Annotated in this window: 22 protein-coding genes and 1 tRNA gene; 20 read left to right on the plus strand and 3 right to left on the minus strand. The window is 49.9% G+C overall.

Annotated features, from left to right (window positions below; translation table 11 throughout):
* Nucleotides 1–4 precede the first annotated feature (4 nt).
* The 18 genes from NYE69_RS06985 (at nucleotide 5) to NYE69_RS07070 (ending at nucleotide 13,912) form a co-directional block, all read left to right on the plus strand.
* Entirely contained in the window at nucleotides 5–448 is a 444-nt protein-coding gene (locus tag NYE69_RS06985; protein ID WP_340925416.1) for a phage tail tube protein, read from the plus strand.
* 59 nt (nucleotides 449–507) lie between these two features.
* Entirely contained in the window at nucleotides 508–888 is a 381-nt protein-coding gene (locus NYE69_RS06990; RefSeq protein WP_251588384.1) for a hypothetical protein, read from the plus strand.
* Between the two features lie 167 nt (nucleotides 889–1,055).
* Nucleotides 1,056–4,514 (plus strand): tail tape measure protein, encoded by a 3,459-nt coding sequence (locus NYE69_RS06995; protein WP_340925418.1) that lies wholly within the window; start codon nucleotides 1,056–1,058, stop codon nucleotides 4,512–4,514.
* A gap of 3 nt (nucleotides 4,515–4,517) precedes the next feature.
* Nucleotides 4,518–5,153 (plus strand): hypothetical protein, encoded by a 636-nt coding sequence (locus tag NYE69_RS07000; RefSeq protein ID WP_340925420.1) that lies wholly within the window; start codon nucleotides 4,518–4,520, stop codon nucleotides 5,151–5,153.
* Between the two features lie 2 nt (nucleotides 5,154–5,155).
* Nucleotides 5,156–6,133 (plus strand): XkdQ/YqbQ family protein, encoded by a 978-nt coding sequence (locus NYE69_RS07005; RefSeq protein ID WP_340925421.1) that lies wholly within the window; start codon nucleotides 5,156–5,158, stop codon nucleotides 6,131–6,133.
* 2 nt (nucleotides 6,134–6,135) lie between these two features.
* Nucleotides 6,136–6,561, plus strand: a complete 426-nt coding sequence (locus tag NYE69_RS07010) for a hypothetical protein (protein ID WP_340925423.1) — start codon at nucleotides 6,136–6,138, stop codon at nucleotides 6,559–6,561.
* The gene (locus tag NYE69_RS07015) at nucleotides 6,554–7,000 is read left to right on the plus strand and encodes a DUF2634 domain-containing protein (protein ID WP_340925425.1); all 447 of its coding nucleotides are present in this window, start codon (nucleotides 6,554–6,556) and stop codon (nucleotides 6,998–7,000) included. The genes NYE69_RS07010 and NYE69_RS07015 overlap by 8 nt, the downstream gene beginning before the upstream one ends.
* Nucleotides 6,997–7,821, plus strand: coding sequence for a baseplate J/gp47 family protein (locus NYE69_RS07020; protein ID WP_340925427.1), 825 nt, complete (start codon nucleotides 6,997–6,999; stop codon nucleotides 7,819–7,821). Before NYE69_RS07015 ends, NYE69_RS07020 begins: the two co-directional genes overlap by 4 nt.
* Complete coding sequence (locus NYE69_RS07025) at nucleotides 7,818–8,570, plus strand: putative phage tail protein (protein WP_340925429.1); 753 nt, start codon at nucleotides 7,818–7,820, stop codon at nucleotides 8,568–8,570. The genes NYE69_RS07020 and NYE69_RS07025 overlap by 4 nt, the downstream gene beginning before the upstream one ends.
* Nucleotides 8,571–8,580: 10 nt before the next feature.
* Complete coding sequence (locus tag NYE69_RS07030; RefSeq protein ID WP_340925431.1) at nucleotides 8,581–8,970, plus strand: phage tail-collar fiber domain-containing protein; 390 nt, start codon at nucleotides 8,581–8,583, stop codon at nucleotides 8,968–8,970.
* 17 nt (nucleotides 8,971–8,987) lie between these two features.
* On the plus strand, nucleotides 8,988–9,779 hold the full coding sequence (locus NYE69_RS07035; protein ID WP_340925433.1) for a phage tail protein: 792 nt from the start codon (nucleotides 8,988–8,990) through the stop codon (nucleotides 9,777–9,779).
* A 15-nt stretch (nucleotides 9,780–9,794) separates the two neighbouring features.
* Nucleotides 9,795–9,983, plus strand: coding sequence for a hypothetical protein (locus NYE69_RS07040; protein WP_340925435.1), 189 nt, complete (start codon nucleotides 9,795–9,797; stop codon nucleotides 9,981–9,983).
* A gap of 73 nt (nucleotides 9,984–10,056) precedes the next feature.
* On the plus strand, nucleotides 10,057–10,266 hold the full coding sequence (locus NYE69_RS07045; protein WP_340925437.1) for a BhlA/UviB family holin-like peptide: 210 nt from the start codon (nucleotides 10,057–10,059) through the stop codon (nucleotides 10,264–10,266).
* A complete protein-coding gene (locus tag NYE69_RS07050) occupies nucleotides 10,263–11,198 on the plus strand; it encodes a peptidoglycan recognition protein family protein (protein ID WP_340925439.1) in 936 nt (311 codons plus the stop codon). Before NYE69_RS07045 ends, NYE69_RS07050 begins: the two co-directional genes overlap by 4 nt.
* A 1-nt stretch (nucleotide 11,199) precedes the next feature.
* The gene (locus NYE69_RS07055) at nucleotides 11,200–11,493 is read left to right on the plus strand and encodes a hypothetical protein (protein ID WP_340925440.1); all 294 of its coding nucleotides are present in this window, start codon (nucleotides 11,200–11,202) and stop codon (nucleotides 11,491–11,493) included.
* 140 nt (nucleotides 11,494–11,633) lie between these two features.
* Entirely contained in the window at nucleotides 11,634–11,855 is a 222-nt protein-coding gene (locus NYE69_RS07060; RefSeq protein ID WP_340925441.1) for a phage holin, read from the plus strand.
* Between the two features lie 211 nt (nucleotides 11,856–12,066).
* Nucleotides 12,067–12,735, plus strand: coding sequence for a hypothetical protein (locus NYE69_RS07065; RefSeq protein ID WP_340925443.1), 669 nt, complete (start codon nucleotides 12,067–12,069; stop codon nucleotides 12,733–12,735).
* On the plus strand, nucleotides 12,728–13,912 hold the full coding sequence (locus tag NYE69_RS07070; RefSeq protein WP_340925445.1) for a helix-turn-helix domain-containing protein: 1,185 nt from the start codon (nucleotides 12,728–12,730) through the stop codon (nucleotides 13,910–13,912). The genes NYE69_RS07065 and NYE69_RS07070 overlap by 8 nt, the downstream gene beginning before the upstream one ends.
* Nucleotides 13,913–14,039: 127 nt before the next feature.
* On the opposite strand, the gene NYE69_RS07075 is transcribed toward NYE69_RS07070, so the two are convergent.
* A complete protein-coding gene (locus tag NYE69_RS07075) occupies nucleotides 14,040–14,459 on the minus strand; it encodes a type II toxin-antitoxin system HicB family antitoxin (protein WP_340925447.1) in 420 nt (139 codons plus the stop codon).
* A gap of 36 nt (nucleotides 14,460–14,495) precedes the next feature.
* Nucleotides 14,496–14,684 (minus strand): type II toxin-antitoxin system HicA family toxin, encoded by a 189-nt coding sequence (locus NYE69_RS07080; RefSeq protein ID WP_340925449.1) that lies wholly within the window; start codon nucleotides 14,682–14,684, stop codon nucleotides 14,496–14,498.
* Between the two features lie 160 nt (nucleotides 14,685–14,844).
* Here NYE69_RS07080 and NYE69_RS07085 point away from each other — a divergent pair, with 160 nt between their 5' ends.
* Nucleotides 14,845–15,126, plus strand: a complete 282-nt coding sequence (locus NYE69_RS07085) for a hypothetical protein (protein ID WP_340925451.1) — start codon at nucleotides 14,845–14,847, stop codon at nucleotides 15,124–15,126.
* A 149-nt stretch (nucleotides 15,127–15,275) separates the two neighbouring features.
* Nucleotides 15,276–15,343, plus strand: a tRNA-Thr gene (locus tag NYE69_RS07090).
* A 225-nt stretch (nucleotides 15,344–15,568) separates the two neighbouring features.
* Here NYE69_RS07090 and NYE69_RS07095 read toward each other — a convergent pair.
* Nucleotides 15,569–16,252 (minus strand): NAD(P)-dependent oxidoreductase, encoded by a 684-nt coding sequence (locus NYE69_RS07095; RefSeq protein WP_340925453.1) that lies wholly within the window; start codon nucleotides 16,250–16,252, stop codon nucleotides 15,569–15,571.
* Nucleotides 16,253–16,344: the final 92 nt, after the last annotated feature.

A 16,344-nucleotide genomic window follows, 5' to 3' on the forward strand; every position in this document is an offset into this window, starting at 1 on the left:
ATAGATGGAACGTGAACTTATTGGCCGCAACCTGTCCATCCAGGACGATAATGGTGATGAAATCCAGACCATTAAGGAAGTTGAGGTAAAGCTGACGCCTGAGACGTTGGATATCGTCCGAGCCCGTCGTATGACGAAGACCAAACAGATCGTTGGGTATGAGATTCCCGTCAAGCTGGTTATGTCTAAGCTCGAATCACGGCTGCGGTACCGGTTGTTGGATGACTTCAAAGCGGGGAAAACGATGTTTCTGGAGCGGATAACTGGTTCCCTCGAGGACAAAATCACTGGGAATGTGGAGCGGGTGCTAATCACCGGCATTCACATCCACGATGAAATGGACATCTTGGTGGCCCAAATCGATGCCACGAACGGCATTGACATTACTCTTTCCGGCACAGCCACGGATTTCGATTTTGTTGAGAAATTCCCGGATTACATGGCTTAGTGGGGCGCTCGGCGTCCCTTTTTTCTTTACAAAAAAATAAAAACTTGGAGGCAAAAATCATGAGCGATAAATTGCAAAAATATTTGGCGGCTGGTACGGCCGCAGCAAAGCCTGAACAGATTGAAGTGGAGGTCGATGGGGACAAGTGGTCTGTGCGTCGTCTGACCACGATGGACATTCGTCGTTGCTATGATGTGGCATTCAACGATGACGGAACTCCCAAAGAGTCGTTCAATGAGATCGACGCTATGATCGTAAAGGCCACAGAGCACGATTTCGACTGGAACAACAAAGAGCTTCTGAAAGCTTATAACTGCATCAACAAAAACGAGCTGCCGCCGCGGATGTTTCATAACCCTGATCATTATGCGGTTTTGAGTAAAGCTGTCCGGAATTTTCAGGAGACCAAGGATGCACTGCTTAAAGAAGCAAAAAACTAATCAAGCGGGACGGGGAGGCCAGCTGGGTAGCTCACTTTTGGATTAACCAAAAGCGGCTCCCGGCTGACGTACTGCCATACGAGGTAAATCGAGAACGGCAGTATTATTTCTGCCTAGCTGCAAGCCAACTCGCCCAGGAAGAACTGGAACGTCTGAAAAGATAGGGGGTGAATGACATAGCAAACACAGCAAAAGTGACTGTGCCTTTTGAAGCACGCGATCTGCTATCCGGCGCGTTGCGGCAGATGCGGACATTGATCCAGGGCGCTTCGGATGACCTTATGGAGTTCCGGCGCCGATCCGGCAGTATGTTTGACGACTTTGTTTCCAGCAGCCGTCGAGCCCGCGAATCTGTTGACGATTTTGGACGACGGATAAATGGCGCGGCCAATGATCTACGGAGACTTGGACGGATCCAAGTGGATGACCCTTTCCGGCGCGCCCGGGCTGGAGCGGATGATCTTCGCCGCTCTGCAGACCGTGCTGACAGCCAAATCAGAGGCATGTCTGATTCCAAGGTGCGGTTACAAGCGGACGACGAGATCAGCCCGCTCATTGACGACATTTCTGGAAAAATTGGGGCATTGGCCGCCGCAGCTGGGGGCATCGTCATCGGTGGTAGCATTGCTGATTCAATGTTCGGCGGTGTCATGGACTACAGTCGTGAGGCTGCACGGAGTGCTCCGTATCTGCCTGCTGAAGAACGTAACAAGGCACTGGCACTGAATGACCAGTTGTTCGCCCAAGGGATTGTACCGGATCGTGCGACAGGTGCTGGAAACCTTGCGGACATTGCACCTATGATTTCTGATAAATCGCAAGCTGCAGAAGCGCTGAGTGCTTCTGCAAAACTTCAAATGATTCATCCAGATCTAGGGATGGAAGAAGCTGATCGTGCGATCGTACAGAGCACTAATGTTTTTAAGGAATCGCCAACGCAAATTGGGGATAGTATGGCGTATGCCTATGAGGCAGTAGGGGATCGTCAACGCGATTTGGCTGATACCTATTGGGAGTACAGCCCTTACTTTGCTAGCTTAGGGTTGGGTTCTGATCAGTTTTCCAACTTTCTGAGCCGAAGTGTTCAGGAAGGGGCATTTAATTTTGATAAACCTGCAGATTTTTTTAAAGAGACGTTTGGTGTAAAAGCATTGAACACTGGTGACATGGCCTCTTATTTTGAAACACGTGGTTTTGGTAAAGATGAAGCACAGCGACAAGCCCAAGCATTTACAGCAGATATTAACTCGGGCGAGAAGCAAAGAGCTCAGGGGGCTGTTGCTGCATTACTTGCCGATCTTGCTAGTCAGGATAGGAATAAATTGAAGCAGTCACTTACAATGTTAGGGTCGGGTGCGGCAGAAGATAATGCCGATGCAATTTTAAAAACATACGGTGTGGCATTTCAAAAAGCACCTGACATGCGAGGAACTCTCGACCGACTGATCGCGGCGCAACAAGCTGCTGATCCGATGACACCGATCAGACAAACGCAAGCGGAAATCAGCCTGCAGTTACAAGACATCGGCATCAATCTTACGACAGCAGCATTGCCAGCGCTTAAAGAGTTTAACGACCTGCTAGTCGAGAACAAGGACGAAATAGAGGCTTTTGGAACTGGCGTAACCAACGCAGTGACAACAGCAGTTGGATTTTACAAGGACCACATGACGGTCATTAATACGGCACTAATGGGGCTGGCGGCCGTGGCGGCTATTAAAGGGATAGTCGGCCTCACAAAAGGCATTAAGCAGTTAAACAAAGACATGATGAGTGCTGCCAAATGGGTCGGTGGTAAAGGCAGCGCAGCTGGGAAGGGAATAAAATCCGCCTGGAACTGGCTTCGCGGAGGTTCTTCCCAACCGTCTGATCCCGGAGCGGAGACCCCGGCGCAGCGTGCGCAGCGGATCAGGGATCGTATGGGAGGACGAGGCATTCGCCGAGATTGGGGACGTAGTAATCCGAACTCGGACGGTGGAAGCTTAGGAGGCCTGCGCTCTGCTTCATCAATGACCATAAATGCAAGAGTGGTTTACGTAAATGGACCGGTTTCCGGCGGGGGATTCGGCAACGATGGCGGTTCTCGTCGAAGAAGGGGCCGGCGCGGTGGCGCTGGTGGTGGCCGGGGTAGTATCCGTATTCGCCGTCCAGGAGGCGCCGGTAATCCGAATCCACCTAACCCGAATCCACGTATTGGGACGCGGGAAAACCCCTGGCGTTTCCGGCGGCCTACTCCACCAACGCCACCGCCTGAACCACCCATCCCGCCTCGTGGGGGCTGGATGGGGAAAGTTGGCGGCGCGCTTGGAAAAGGAGCGAAGTACCTTAAGCCAGTTGCAAAGGCTGCCGGTATCGCTGGTACGATCGCTACTGTCGGCATGAGCGCTTACGATCTTTATCAAGCGTCCAAACAAGGCGGCTTAAAAGAAGGGCTGGCAACCAGTGGCGGCAGCATGGTCGGCTCCACAGCAGGCGGCATTGCAGGCGGAGCGATTGGGTCATTTCTTGGACCGGTTGGCACCGCCGTCGGAGCTGCTGCAGGCAGCTGGGTCGGCGAAAAGCTTGGAAGGATGGCGGATGAAAGCGGGCTGACGCGCAAGGTCGTAGAGGGAGCATCAAATCTCATTGATTCTGCCAAAAACACCTTTACCACAATGGGAAAAAATATTTCGGAAACGTTCCAGGGTGGGAAGGACAAAGCCACGGCATTCGCCGGCAAAGCTGCAAATGTGGCCATGAGCATCCTTCCGCCGGCTGCTCAAACCCAGGTCAAGCAATTTGCGAAAGATCTCGGTGAGAAAGGAATTGTTGGCGCTGTGAAGGGCGCCCTCGACGGACCAGTTGGTCAGAAGATGAAAAGTGGTGTGTCCGCGGCTTTGAAAGTGACCGGGGTAGACACGGCTATCCAGGGCTTTAAAAGTATTGGTTCCGTTGTAGGGGAAGCTGGTAAGCAGGCGAGCGTCCTTGGTGGTTTGGCTACTGGTGCGACGAAAGAAATTGCCCTGGGTGCAATCAGCGCAGGTAAGCAGCTTTTGGGCATTGGGGGCTCGTCCAAACAAGCAGCGGAGGAAACGCGCCAACATTTGACGAACCTCAAGAACATTGCTGGTCAGGGAGTCAGCTGGGGCAGCAATCTCATTGATATGATGGTCAGCGGGATTCGCAGCAAATTCACTTCCCTGACTTCTGCTGTAACGGATGCAGCGGGCATCATCGGGGATTTCCTTGGATTCCATTCACCGACCAAAAAGGGGCCAGCCAGTGATTCGGACACGTGGGCCGGAAACTTTGTTTCCATGTTCGCAGGTGGCCTGCGTCCGGAACCGATCCAGCGACGCATGAGTCTCATTGCCGGTTCGATACGTCAAGGGGTCCAAGGAATCGAAGGGCCTCAAGGCTTGACCGCAGGCAGCAGCATCCCCGTGGCTCAATCGCTGAATATGGCACCGTCAAAAACTCCCGGAACCGTGACGATCGGCAGTATCAACATAGATTTCGGGGACCTGGCGAAGGGCATCACGGATTTTACGCAGTTTGCCCAAATGCTGACCAGCCCAGAGGGCCGCGCGTTGATCCGGCGGGTGTTCGGCGAAGAATTGTACAAAGTACTGGAGACGGGGGGATAAACCATGCTGGCGCTATCACAAGGAGCTATCCGGCTCACGTTTCCGATCACCCCGGCCGAAATTCAGATCACATCCGGAAATGAAGTGGAGACGTTCACTGTAGTCACGGGGCAGGAACGTACCGGAAATCCCGTTTCCAAAGCGAAGCGGGTTTCTTTCACGGCCATCCTGCCTCGGGGGTGGGAGGAGATCTGGGAAACGTCGGAGAAGCAAACCGTCACGTATAAGAGCCCCGAAATAACTTGGAAGCTGCTGGAGGAATGGAAGGCAAAGCCGATTATCCTCAATTTTGAGGAGCTGTTTTCACAAACCATGCTGCTAGAAGGAATGGACCTGACGTATAAAGACGGTCAGGGTAATCTTCACGTCAATTTCACACTGGTTGAATACAAGCCGGTCAAGATCGTTTCCTACAGCAATTCCAAGCAGCTGCTTAAGCCCGGGGTTATCATAACGAAGGCGGCGAAGTCTCGCCCCAATACGACGAATAAAGAGGATAAAAAAAATCAAAAAAGCAAAGACGCCAAGGCCAAGGCCGCAGCCGAGAAGGCGGCGAAGGCGAACGCCAAAGGCGATTTTGATTACATCTCACAGAAGAAGCGCATTGAAGAAAAGAACAACAGTGCGAAAGGGAAATAGTCATGGCAGGCTTTGGAGTTGTATATGGCAAAGAGAGCGCGCGCCAATCTATCACCGATGCGATCGAGGAGATATCTTGGTCATCAGCCCGGGACGAGATCGCCCGCAGCGCCACGGTCCGGCTACGGGGAGGTGAGGGGCTTAAGGTAGCCGGTATGCTGATGTGCTTTTCGCAGCGTGTGCAAGGGGCGCTGCTGCACGCTAAAAACCAGTTTTTCCACGGGCCAATCGTCAAATATGAGAAGGACGAATTTTCGGACTCTTGGGAGATCGACGCCCGGGAGATCGGCTGGTATTTGAGTAAAAACAAAGGTACACGGCCATATCTTAAGGGTGAGGCCGGGGCGGAGCTGCAGAAGTATATCCAATCCACTGGCGTAGATTTCCGCTGCCCATCATTTGGTTTTAGCTTGGATGAACGGTACGGCACCATGACGTATTCCGACTTGGTCTTGGACGTGCTGCAAAAAGCATATGAGCGAAGCGGCTACCGATACCATGTGGACACGGTGCGAACGGATCAAAGCTTCTATCTGCAGGTGGTGAGGGAGGGGACCAATTCAACGGTCCCTATTTTTGTGCCGGAGCAGATGGAATCTAGCACTTCCGGATACAGCATCGAAGAGACATACACGGTGGTCACCGCCGAGAAATACAAGGATGACAAGCTTGTTTCCTCCGTCACTAAGACCAACGCCGGCAATGTGAAGTCTTTGGGCCGTATGCAGGAGATCATCGAAGTGGAAGAGGATGAGAAGCCGGATCAGGTCGCCGAGCAGAGGCTAAAGGCTTTGTCCTCCCCCAAGCAGATCAAGAAGATCAAAGTAAGACACTCCGACCACAAGCTGGCCGGCCTGCGCGCCGGCTGGCTGGTTCTAATAAACACGGGAAACGTATCAAAGTGGATTGTCGAAAGCGTCGAGACCACGTACAAAAACGGTATGTACACACTGCAGATGGATCTGGAAAGGAGGGAGTAGCGGTGCTGAATAATGCAGTGAGACTGCTTCGGGAGAAGACTAAAGACCATATTGACGCCCGAGATACGGAGCGAGCAACCTTGCTGAGCTGGCCGGGCAGTCCCAGTATTGAAGTGGATGGCGATTCCGTCCCATATACGGCTGACAAGCTGGTCTTCGCGGAATACCTGCAGGACCGAGAAGTGGTTGCCGATTTTGTCGTGTCCGAATACGTGGAAGACGACGAAGCAAAGGGAAGTGTCGACGGCGTGCTTGCCGACGGCATTGAGTATGAGAGCGGATCCGAATACAAGCAAACGCCTCGCTCGATCCTGCGCGGCAAGCTGATTATTCCCAGTCCCCTTCAGCCGGGGGACAGGCTCATTGTTTCAAGGCTGTCCGGCCAGCGCTACTACGTACACGGAAAGGATGTGGGCTTAGGTGTCTGAGGACGAAAGCTTGTTCCCTGATCCCGTCGATCTGGAGGGGCTGGACGAGGTTGACCTGGTCGAATCCGTCCCGTCAGCATCCAAATGGACGTATGTCATTGATTACCGCACCAGGCAGCTTGTCACTAATGATGACGGCACGCCGAAACGCACAGCGTCCTATGCTGAGTTCCTCACACAGACGGCCCTGAAAATTCTTAACACTGAGCGCTTCCAATACGTGGTGTATGACGGGGATGTAGGAGTCGAAAAATCCGAATGGAAGAACTGGACAGATGAAGAGATCTCCCGCGATATCGAAGAAGCCCTGACGGCTCATGTTGAAATCCAGAAGGCCGAAGTTCAGGAACTTGTCCGGGAAGGTCAGAACCTGCATTTAGTCATCAAATTGACCGGATTGGCGGGAACAGCCGAATTGGAGGAGGACATTAGTATATGACGATTAAATTGACTGACCTACCAGCGTTCCCAGCCATCCCCATCCTGCAGGAGACGCCGGAGGAAATTTACCGGCGCTGGGTCAATCGTGCAATTTCCCTAGCCCAGGAACGCGGCCTACCGCCTCCACCAATGGACCCGGGGGAATATTTTTATGATTTGTGGTATCCGATTGCAATGGAGTATGCGGAGCAGCAGGAGCTATGGATGTATGGTTTTCTGCAGGCTTTTCCCATCTGGGCCGACAACGAATTTTTGGACGCCCATGTTTGGGGTGAAGGGATGACGCGGAAGGAAGGGGAAGACGATAACGCTTTGCGGCTCCGCATGCTTGAACAGAAATTTGCCGAAGAAGGCAGCGGGCGCCGGAAGGACTATGAAATGTGGGCCAAACAGATCGAAGGCGTGGGCGGCGCTGTGGCTGTGGAAAAGGCACGTAGTGATGTGTCTATTGATTTATATTTGACTGACCTGCAGGGGAATCCCGTAACCGAAGAATTTGCCGAGAAGGTTAAGGCCAAAATGTGGGAGGACCGGCGAATTGCCGGCCATGACCTGGCTGTTCATCCTGCACCTATCTTTAAACTGACCATTGAAGCTCAGCTTGTTACGAACCTTGAACGAAAGGAATTGATTGAACCGATTCGTAAGCGGATTTTGGAGTATGCTGAAGGGCGTTCAAAGCTCATGTATAACTACGTGGGGGCTTTACTGCTAGTTAATGGTGTTGAGGACTACGACAGCCTGACATTAAACGGGACAACAGATGATGTCGAACTGCCGAAGACATCTATTCTGCAGGTTGAGGTGGTTCTAACATGATTCCTCTGCGATACCGGGAAATGCTGCCGCCGTACATGTACGAGATCGACATGGCCGAGCGGCATTTTGGCGTTATGGAGCTTGAGATCAATGACCGCGGTAGTACAATCGATGACCTGAGCAATCAGTTTCTGCTGCAGCGGGCAACCTGGGCACTCCCGCTGTGGGAATGGATGTACCTTCACGGGCAACAGATCGGAACATATGAGCAGCGCCGGGAAGCAATACGACGCAAGAAGCTGTCGAAATTACCGTTTACTTTGGCTACCTTACGATCGCTTGGCAGCAGATACGGCAAACTGATTGACGTACAGGATGACTTCTCAGCCCGGACTATTAGGTTCATTTACTCGATTGACGCGGAGTTGGATTTCGGTAGTTTGTTTGCTGATTTCGAATATATGCGCCCAGTCCACATCAACAGGGCTGTGCCGGCTATAAGAACAGACTTCCGGCATGTCTACAGCCAGCGCTATCGGGTACATCTCCGCAGCCGCGTCCGCTTTTTCGGCGGCAAGCCCTGGTATTGGGATGGGATGCAGCAGCTTGATGGTACGGTCAGCTTGTCCGGTTGGACAGGTGAGAGGCAGCGGAACCGACAACGTTTGGAAATCCGGACATCGCACCGTATTCAAAATAAGCAAGATGGCGTCGTTAAGGCCCGGCAAAACTATTGGCTGCTGGATGGCAGCGTGCCGCTGGATGGCAGCCGCCTGTTGAGCTCCCAGGAAAAGATACTTGAGGTATAGGAGGTAGCACATGGCTGACCAAATATTGACCGTCACAACGGCTTACGCCCGTGAACAAATGGCCCGTGCAAGGGCGGAAGGGACAGCACTGACGAAAGTGGTTAAGATGGCTTTCGGAAGCGGTGGCGTAGATGCAGAGGGCAAGCCGATTCCGCTTGATGGGACGGAGCAGGCGCTGAAGAATCAACTCCTTGTGAAGGACATCTCCAGCTATGAGTTCATCGCTCCTGCTACAATTCGGTACATCTGTTCTCTAGCCGAGAACGAACTGGCCGGGGCCATCATTAATGAACTGGCCCTCGTGGATACGGAAGGAAAATTCACCGCGATTCGCACGATGACCAACAAGGTCAAGGACGCCGACATGGAGTTTATATTTGAGATTGACGATATCTACTGACAAGGAGGAATCCACGAATGTCCATCAAAGAGCCACGTAAATTTGTTCCCACGGATCAGGGGCATGCGGACGTGCTGAATATCCCGATAACGACGTTATACGAGAATGACCGGGAGTTGGCCGCGCAGGTGGAAAGCATCCGTTCCGACCCTGCCGGAAATGGTGTCGTTCCCAAAGAAGCCTTTGAACAATATAAGCAGGAAACTCAAACGCAGATTAATGAGGCTGTGCAGACAGCGAAAAACTACACCAATAGTTATGCAGCTCAAAAATCGCACACTCATCCCGCCTCTGACCTACCGAGTGCCACGACGCAAACTCGCGGTATAGTGCAGCTTAATACATCTACGAGCAGTACGGCCACGGACCAGGCTGCAACACCGAGTGCGGTCAAGGCTGCTTATGATTTAGCGGCTGCTGCAAGTAGTGCAACCGCTAATCTCAGACTCCGTATAAACGGTGATGTCCTGGAATACTCGGCTGATAATGGGGTAACGTGGAAAGGAGTTGGTGGCGTGAAAAGAGTGACGAGATATGTGGCGGATCTTCCCGTATGGTTAAACCCTAACAGACTTTATGACATTAGAATAACGATACCAGCGGTAAGCTTCGACAAAACGTCGGTTAATGTTACGGGAATTAGCCTGAATCCTCAGATGAACAGTACCATTGAACCATACAAAACACACCCCGTAGTTTATCTGGAAAACGCAACAACGGTTAGAGTATATATTTCTGACACCCCGGTTAGTGATAACGACTATTACGGTCGAATTTTAGTTTATTTCGAAGTTATCGAATACAGCTGATTGGAGGTTAATCAAATGCCATATGTACAAGTTGATCAAGGTATCGTCATGGTTGTGAGCAGTCACAAAAACGTGCCCGATGCCGAAAATATTTTCGAGGTTGACTCATTCGATACGTCCCTTTTAGGCAAGCGCCGTCTTGCAGATGGTACTTTTGAAGAAGTGCCGCGTCAGGAGCCGACGCAGGAACCACCCGCCGAATAGGCGTTTTTATTTTGCCCTCGGAGCTGATCCGGAGGGCTCTACTTTTTTTGGAGAGAGATATGGGGGAAGAGGGATGGAGAATGATCTAATCAAATATTTTTTGACTCAGGGCCCGTTTGCGCTGCTTTTTGTTTGGTTGTTGATCTATGTCATGAAAGCAAACAAGGAGCGTGAGGGCCGCCTGCAGGATCTGCTGGACAAATTTTCGGATAAATACGATGTAATTATCGGGGAGTTGCGTGATATCAAGGAACGCTTTCCGAGACACCATAAAGAAGGGTGAGGAAATTGGACATAAACAAATACACAATCGAGCGGCGCTACATTAACAAGCGCCCCAACGTGCGGCCAGGCACCCGGCTAAAGACGGGAACGCCGGCCTTTTTTGTTGCGCACGATACGGGCAACCCGGGGGCGACGGCGGACAACCATTACACATATTTTAACACGCAAAAGGACCGGTCCGCTTCTGCGCATGTTTTTATCGACGACACCAAGATCCTGGAGATCATCCCGACCGGCACTGGTCCGGATCCGGCGGAGAAGGCTTGGCACGTCCGATACGACGTGCCGATGGACAACGATCTGCTGGGATATGACGCCAACGACGCCGCGCTAGGCATTGAGTTGTGTTACGGGACAAGTAAAGCAGGAAAGACGATCAACTTTACCGAGGCATACAAGCGTTTCGTTTGGTACTTGGCTTATTGCTGCGATCGCTGGGGCAAAAACCCGTCCAGGCACATTCCCTCGCACAAGCAACTGGACCCGGGAAGAAAATACGACTGCGAGCAGGCTTTGAAAGCCGGCGGTAAAACGCTGAAAGACCTCATCACCGACGTTGCCGCCGAGTTGGCCGCGCCGATCGCCGCGCCGGATTTTACTCCGCTGCCGGCCGGTGTCGCCCAATCGCTGATTGACAACTACGTGTCCCCGGCGTGGTTTGCATCACAGAAGGCTGGGGACGAGACGGGGAAGCCCCATTTTCATAATCTGGCGAACAACCTCCGTTTGGCTGCCGGCATCCCGCTGGAACCTGGGGCGGCTGCGTTGCCACTCACGAAACTGCCGAAATCAAACGCCCAGGAAATCATTTTCCGCTGGCTCTCGCCGGCATGGTTTAAGGCCCAGGCGGCTGGGGACAAGACCGGCATGACGCACTTTAACAATTTGGCGAATTACCTGCGGAGAGCTGCGGGCATCCCGGAGGAGTAGCATGTGGGTTATAACAAACAAAGGAGATCAAGATTGCCGCCTGCTGGCGGACCGGCATTACTCCCGGCAGAAAGTGGGCTCTCCGCAATTTTGCCGCCCTGGACGTAATTTGGTACTCCGGGCAAAGGACGGAAACGCCGTATGGGTCACTTGGAGCGGCATACGTGACGATGGGCTGGATGCGTGGGAATGTACGATATTTCGGAATGAATCAGATCACCGCAGTTCCGATCTGATTCGAGAAGCCGTTGAAATTACTCTCCAGGAATGGGGGGGTTACCGTCTGACGGTATAATCACATACGTTGATCAATCGAAAGTCCGGAGCAGCAATCCGGGCTTTTGCTTTTTAAAAGCGGGATGGACGAAATTCGGCCGGAGTAAACGGCGCGGCCTGCTCCGACTACAATATCAAAATTGAAAGGACGGATTAAGTATGAATAAGAAAAGATGGAGAAACTACGCACTTTGGGTGAGTGTTGTTTCGCAGGCTTTGCTGTTGATTCAACTTATTGGACATGTAACGGGGGCGTTTGAGTTGACCGATGTTATGAAAGAGGAACTTGTGACGATCGCTGATGTGATCCTGGGACTGCTGGCTACGCTTGGGATTATCAGTAATCCCACCAAGCCGGAGAGTGGCGGGTACAACTTGTAATCTCCTAATATATGGAATACAATGAAATCAGCATATCCCCTTTGATATGTAATCCGGAAGAACCGGTAGAAAGAGCCCTGTCAGCGTCAAGCTGGTGGGGCTTTTTTTATTTCTTCACAATTGTATTTTATTGTAAAATCACTTTACACATTAAAGGAATTTTGCTATAATTGGTTTACATCGAAAAATGTAAAGTTGGGGGGGCTAATAAATGGATAATGAAGTAACCTTTGCTGAAAAGGAATTTTTCTCGAATTTCAACGCTTATATTTTAGGCCATTTAAAGGTTTCAGTTGAACAGGGAACGGAATTGGCAAACAGTTGTATGGATGATAATGATTTTTTAAAGGCTTTTGTTGGGAGACGGAATAGATCTCAATTGCAGAATACAGCGATTGAATTTTCAATAAAGAACAGAGCGGAAAGATTTGGCCTTGATTTAATTACATATGAATCGAACAACTCTCGTGGGACATTTCCGCATTATAAATTCCAGTATGGGAATTCTATATTTACAGTCAGCAGAACAACGAGCTATGATGCTTTCCCACGAGATGCCAAATTTAGGAGCATGAATGCAAATTTAAATTCTCAGATTGAGCTTATCAATAAAGATGATGTTTTCCAAATCGATAACCATATTGAGACAAAGGCTAAATTTTACACAATATTAACATTTGGAGGACAAACTGAACTTGATTTTATGCATATGGGAATACCGAATTGTGAGATAAACATGTGGCTTTTTCAATACAACTTAGCTAATGCGATTATTCCGGTTCAAAATGCAATCCCTGAAAGAGAAGAGATTAAAGAAGAAACTGTTGCAGCAGTCAAAGATGAATACATTAAACGTAGGGAAGTGTCGGGAATTGAATAAAAAAAATGATCTTGGAACTCCAACAAGAACTTCATCCATTCAACAGCAATTTGTTCCTGATCGTTTGCGCCAACTCCGTTTGGCTTTAGGATTATCAACTATTGAATTTTCCGATCGTATAGGTGTTAGCAGGCAGGCGCTTAATCAATTTGAAACGAATAGAATCCCACCAGGATATGAAACAATACTCAAAATTCAAAGCGTGACTGGTTTTCCCGCTAGTTATTTTTTTAAACCGTTATCTCCGGTTAATGAAGGACCTTTCCTGTTTCGCTCTAACAAAACTTCATTAAAAAAAGCAAAAGAAATGTCTCGTTTTGTTATGTTGCAAATGCAAGAAATATATGATTACTATAGCCAATATATTGATTTTACAAAAGTAAATTTTCCCACTCTGGATTTTGATGTAAATAGTTCACTGGAAGACATTGAGGATGTGGCGATTGCAGTAAGAAGACATTGGGGTCTTGGTCTTGGGCCTATAAGCCATGTATATAGGCTGCTTGAAAACAATGGTGTGGTTATTGCACAACTTGATAAACGAATCGATAAGGTTGATGCATTTTCTCAATGGAGAAATGGAATACCGTTCATGATTGTTGGATCGAAAGAATTTTCAGCTTGCAGATTAAGACTTAATGCTATGCATGAATTTGCACATCTGATTTTGCATACTGATAGTGATTACGAAGAAAGAGCCAATAACGATAAAGAGTTTTATGATACCATTGAGTCACAAGCATACAGATTGGCAATTGCATTTTTACTCCCAAGAGAGTCATTTCTAAATGAACTTTATTCAACAGCAATCCCGCATTTGATTGAACTGAAACAACGCTGGGGTGTGTCGCTTGCGGCAATTGTAAGGCGTTGCAAAGACTTGGAGATTATAACGGAGTCTAGATATGAAATGCTTATGAGACAAATAAAAAAACATGGGAAGATAGAACCGCTTGACGATGAGATTGAAAGGGAATCACCGGTTTCGTTTAGACAGGCAGCCAATTTACTTATCAGTCATGGGGTAAAGAGTCGTCAAGATATTCTGAATGAATTAAGAATCCCCTCTAAATTTCTAGAAACGCTGAATAATGTAGAAAATGGCTTCTTTTTTGAAAGAGAAACAAATAACAAAGTCGTTGAGATACGTTTCAATAGCAGTAAAGCACTCCAATAAACAAAGCCCACTAACCTATGGTCGGTGGGCTTCATTTTTTATGCCTCCTGCGTACAGATATACGCGACCATCGCGCCGGTATCGGCGCTAGGTTTCGGCCCGCATCCCTCGGGCCTCATCGGGCGGGTTATTTGCGGTTTTCTATGCCCAGTGCTTCTTTTAGCCCGGCCTGCAACACCTGGCTGAAATTCAGATTCTTTCGCTCGGCTTCATCGTTTAACCACTTCGGGACAGTGAGTGTCTTTTTGACCGCCTTGGATTCCATTGCGTCACGGATCGCTGGCATCCAAACCGTTACCTCACATGGATATTCCCCAGGATCCGCCTGGCGCAAAATGGCATCCAGCGGGGAAGGCTCGGGAATCACGTCGCCATCCTGTTCCATAACGTACAGAAATCCCTCCAGCGCTTCACGTGCGGCTATGTGTGCCTCTTCGGCCGTATCTCCGGCTGTCAGGCAACCAGGCAGATCAGGGAAGTGAACAGAAACGCCTTCATCTGCCATATCCATAAGCGCCCAGAACCGATAAACGTCTTTCTTTCCCATATATGATACCTCCTTGGAGGGGAGGGCCTTGCGGCCCTACAACCCTGCTGATTTTAGGATACTTGCTTGTGTCTTTGGAGGAAAGCTTTTTCTAGGATGCGGCACCGTAACCTTACCGGGCTTTGTCGGATGTTTGAAGTAATGGTGACTACCATGTACCCCGATTAAGAACCATCCGTCCTCTTCAAGCATTTTTATTATTTCCCTTGAACTATATGCTTTCATTGCCATCCTCCTTACACTTCTTATTATACACGTATCATTAGTACGTGTCAACGTATAAATAATACGTATCACAAAATATGGGGGACAATTTTGACTATTGATAAAAATGCTCCATAATGCATATAATACAAACAAACGTTCTTATACTTGAGGTGATTATATGCTTAACGACTTGGAGCGAAAACTGCTCCGGATTCTGTCTAATTTTTCAACGCAGCGAAAACGAATGCCGACAGTGGTTGAATTGGAAAAAAAGACGGGGCGGAACCAGCGCGATATATTTGAGGGGTTGCGCGGGCTGGTCGAGCAACAATATATCTTCTGGCCGGATAATCCGCGTTTGGATACGATCGTCATCTTGGAGGCATGGGAGCGGGGGACGGAGGAGGCAAAGAAGGTAAAGCCGACTACCAGTAATATCGATTATTACCTGTATTATTGAGCGCGAGCTTAAATTAACCCCGATCTTATTCTATGTTTACCGCCGGCACTTCTTCTACCAAATCTTCTACCGCATTTCGGACCAACATGGAACTGCACGGTACTTAAACATTAAGAAAATGCTTGTATTTTGGGAATCGGGTACTCATAGGAACTGTGCGGAAACAGTCTACAACGCATTCGTAATGCGTAGGTCGGGGGTTCGAATCCCTTCATCAGCATCTCCATAATGTCAAGAACGGCACGGCCTCCGAGGTTTTCGGGGGCCGTGCTTTTTTGCGCCAGAAGGGGAACTTTTAACATTCTTCTAACCTTTGTTGCTTTAAAGCTTGGTGCAGACGTTGTTATGGCGTGTGTATAGGCGAATGACACCGTTCTGTTGCGAAAATATTAACCGGGGACCGTCGATCTTCGGCTATCTCCATCCCTTTAAAATAACCCCCTCACCGCCCAACGTTAACGATCTTCCTGATCCAGGTTGGCTCATTCGTCGCCGCCCGTACGAGGCAGTCGGCGCAGTCTGCGAAGGAAAGCGGCAGGAGCGGAGCGATGCGGGTGGAGGGGCCTGCTGTATATTTCGAAGTGGAAGCTGCGTCGCTAAGTGCGCCCGGTCGTACAATGGTCCATTCTAGGTCGCTCTGTTGCACTGCACGCTCGGCAATGGCCTTGTCCTCGACCGCCTTCGAGAAGATGCGGCCCGAAATGCGTATGGCCCAGCGATTGAGCGTGGAAAGCTCTTTTCCGTCGCTCAGACCGATGCCGCTCTGCATGACGAAGCGCTTGACTTCGGCGCTTTGACAGGCTGCCAGGATGTTCGAGATACCCTCCGACATGACAGTGCCTGGCGAAAAGTTTTTGAGGATGTTCGAGATGCCCTCCGACATTATGGTGCCCGGCGAAAAGTTTCTGGTCGGACCTATGCAACTAATTACCGCATCTGTATCGGCCAAGGCCTTGGCAATGCTTGGCATATCGAGCACGTCTCCCTGTCGGACGCTGAGGCGTGCTGTGGGGGCGATGGCTTCCGGCCGACGAGCCACGGCTACAACCTCGTGTCCCAATTCAAGTGCTCGCTCTATCACTTTCCTGCCTGTCGCACCCGTCGCGCCAATTACCGTGATTTTCACTGAGTTGTTCCCCCTTCGAAATGCACATTAGTGTATTAGATAACAACTGTGTATAATATAAACGAAAAAGAAGGTATCCGTAATTACCAAAT

Source organism: Paenibacillus sp. FSL R5-0527, assembly GCF_038008055.1.
Taxonomy (GTDB): Bacteria; Bacillota; Bacilli; order Paenibacillales; family Paenibacillaceae; genus Fontibacillus; species Fontibacillus macerans.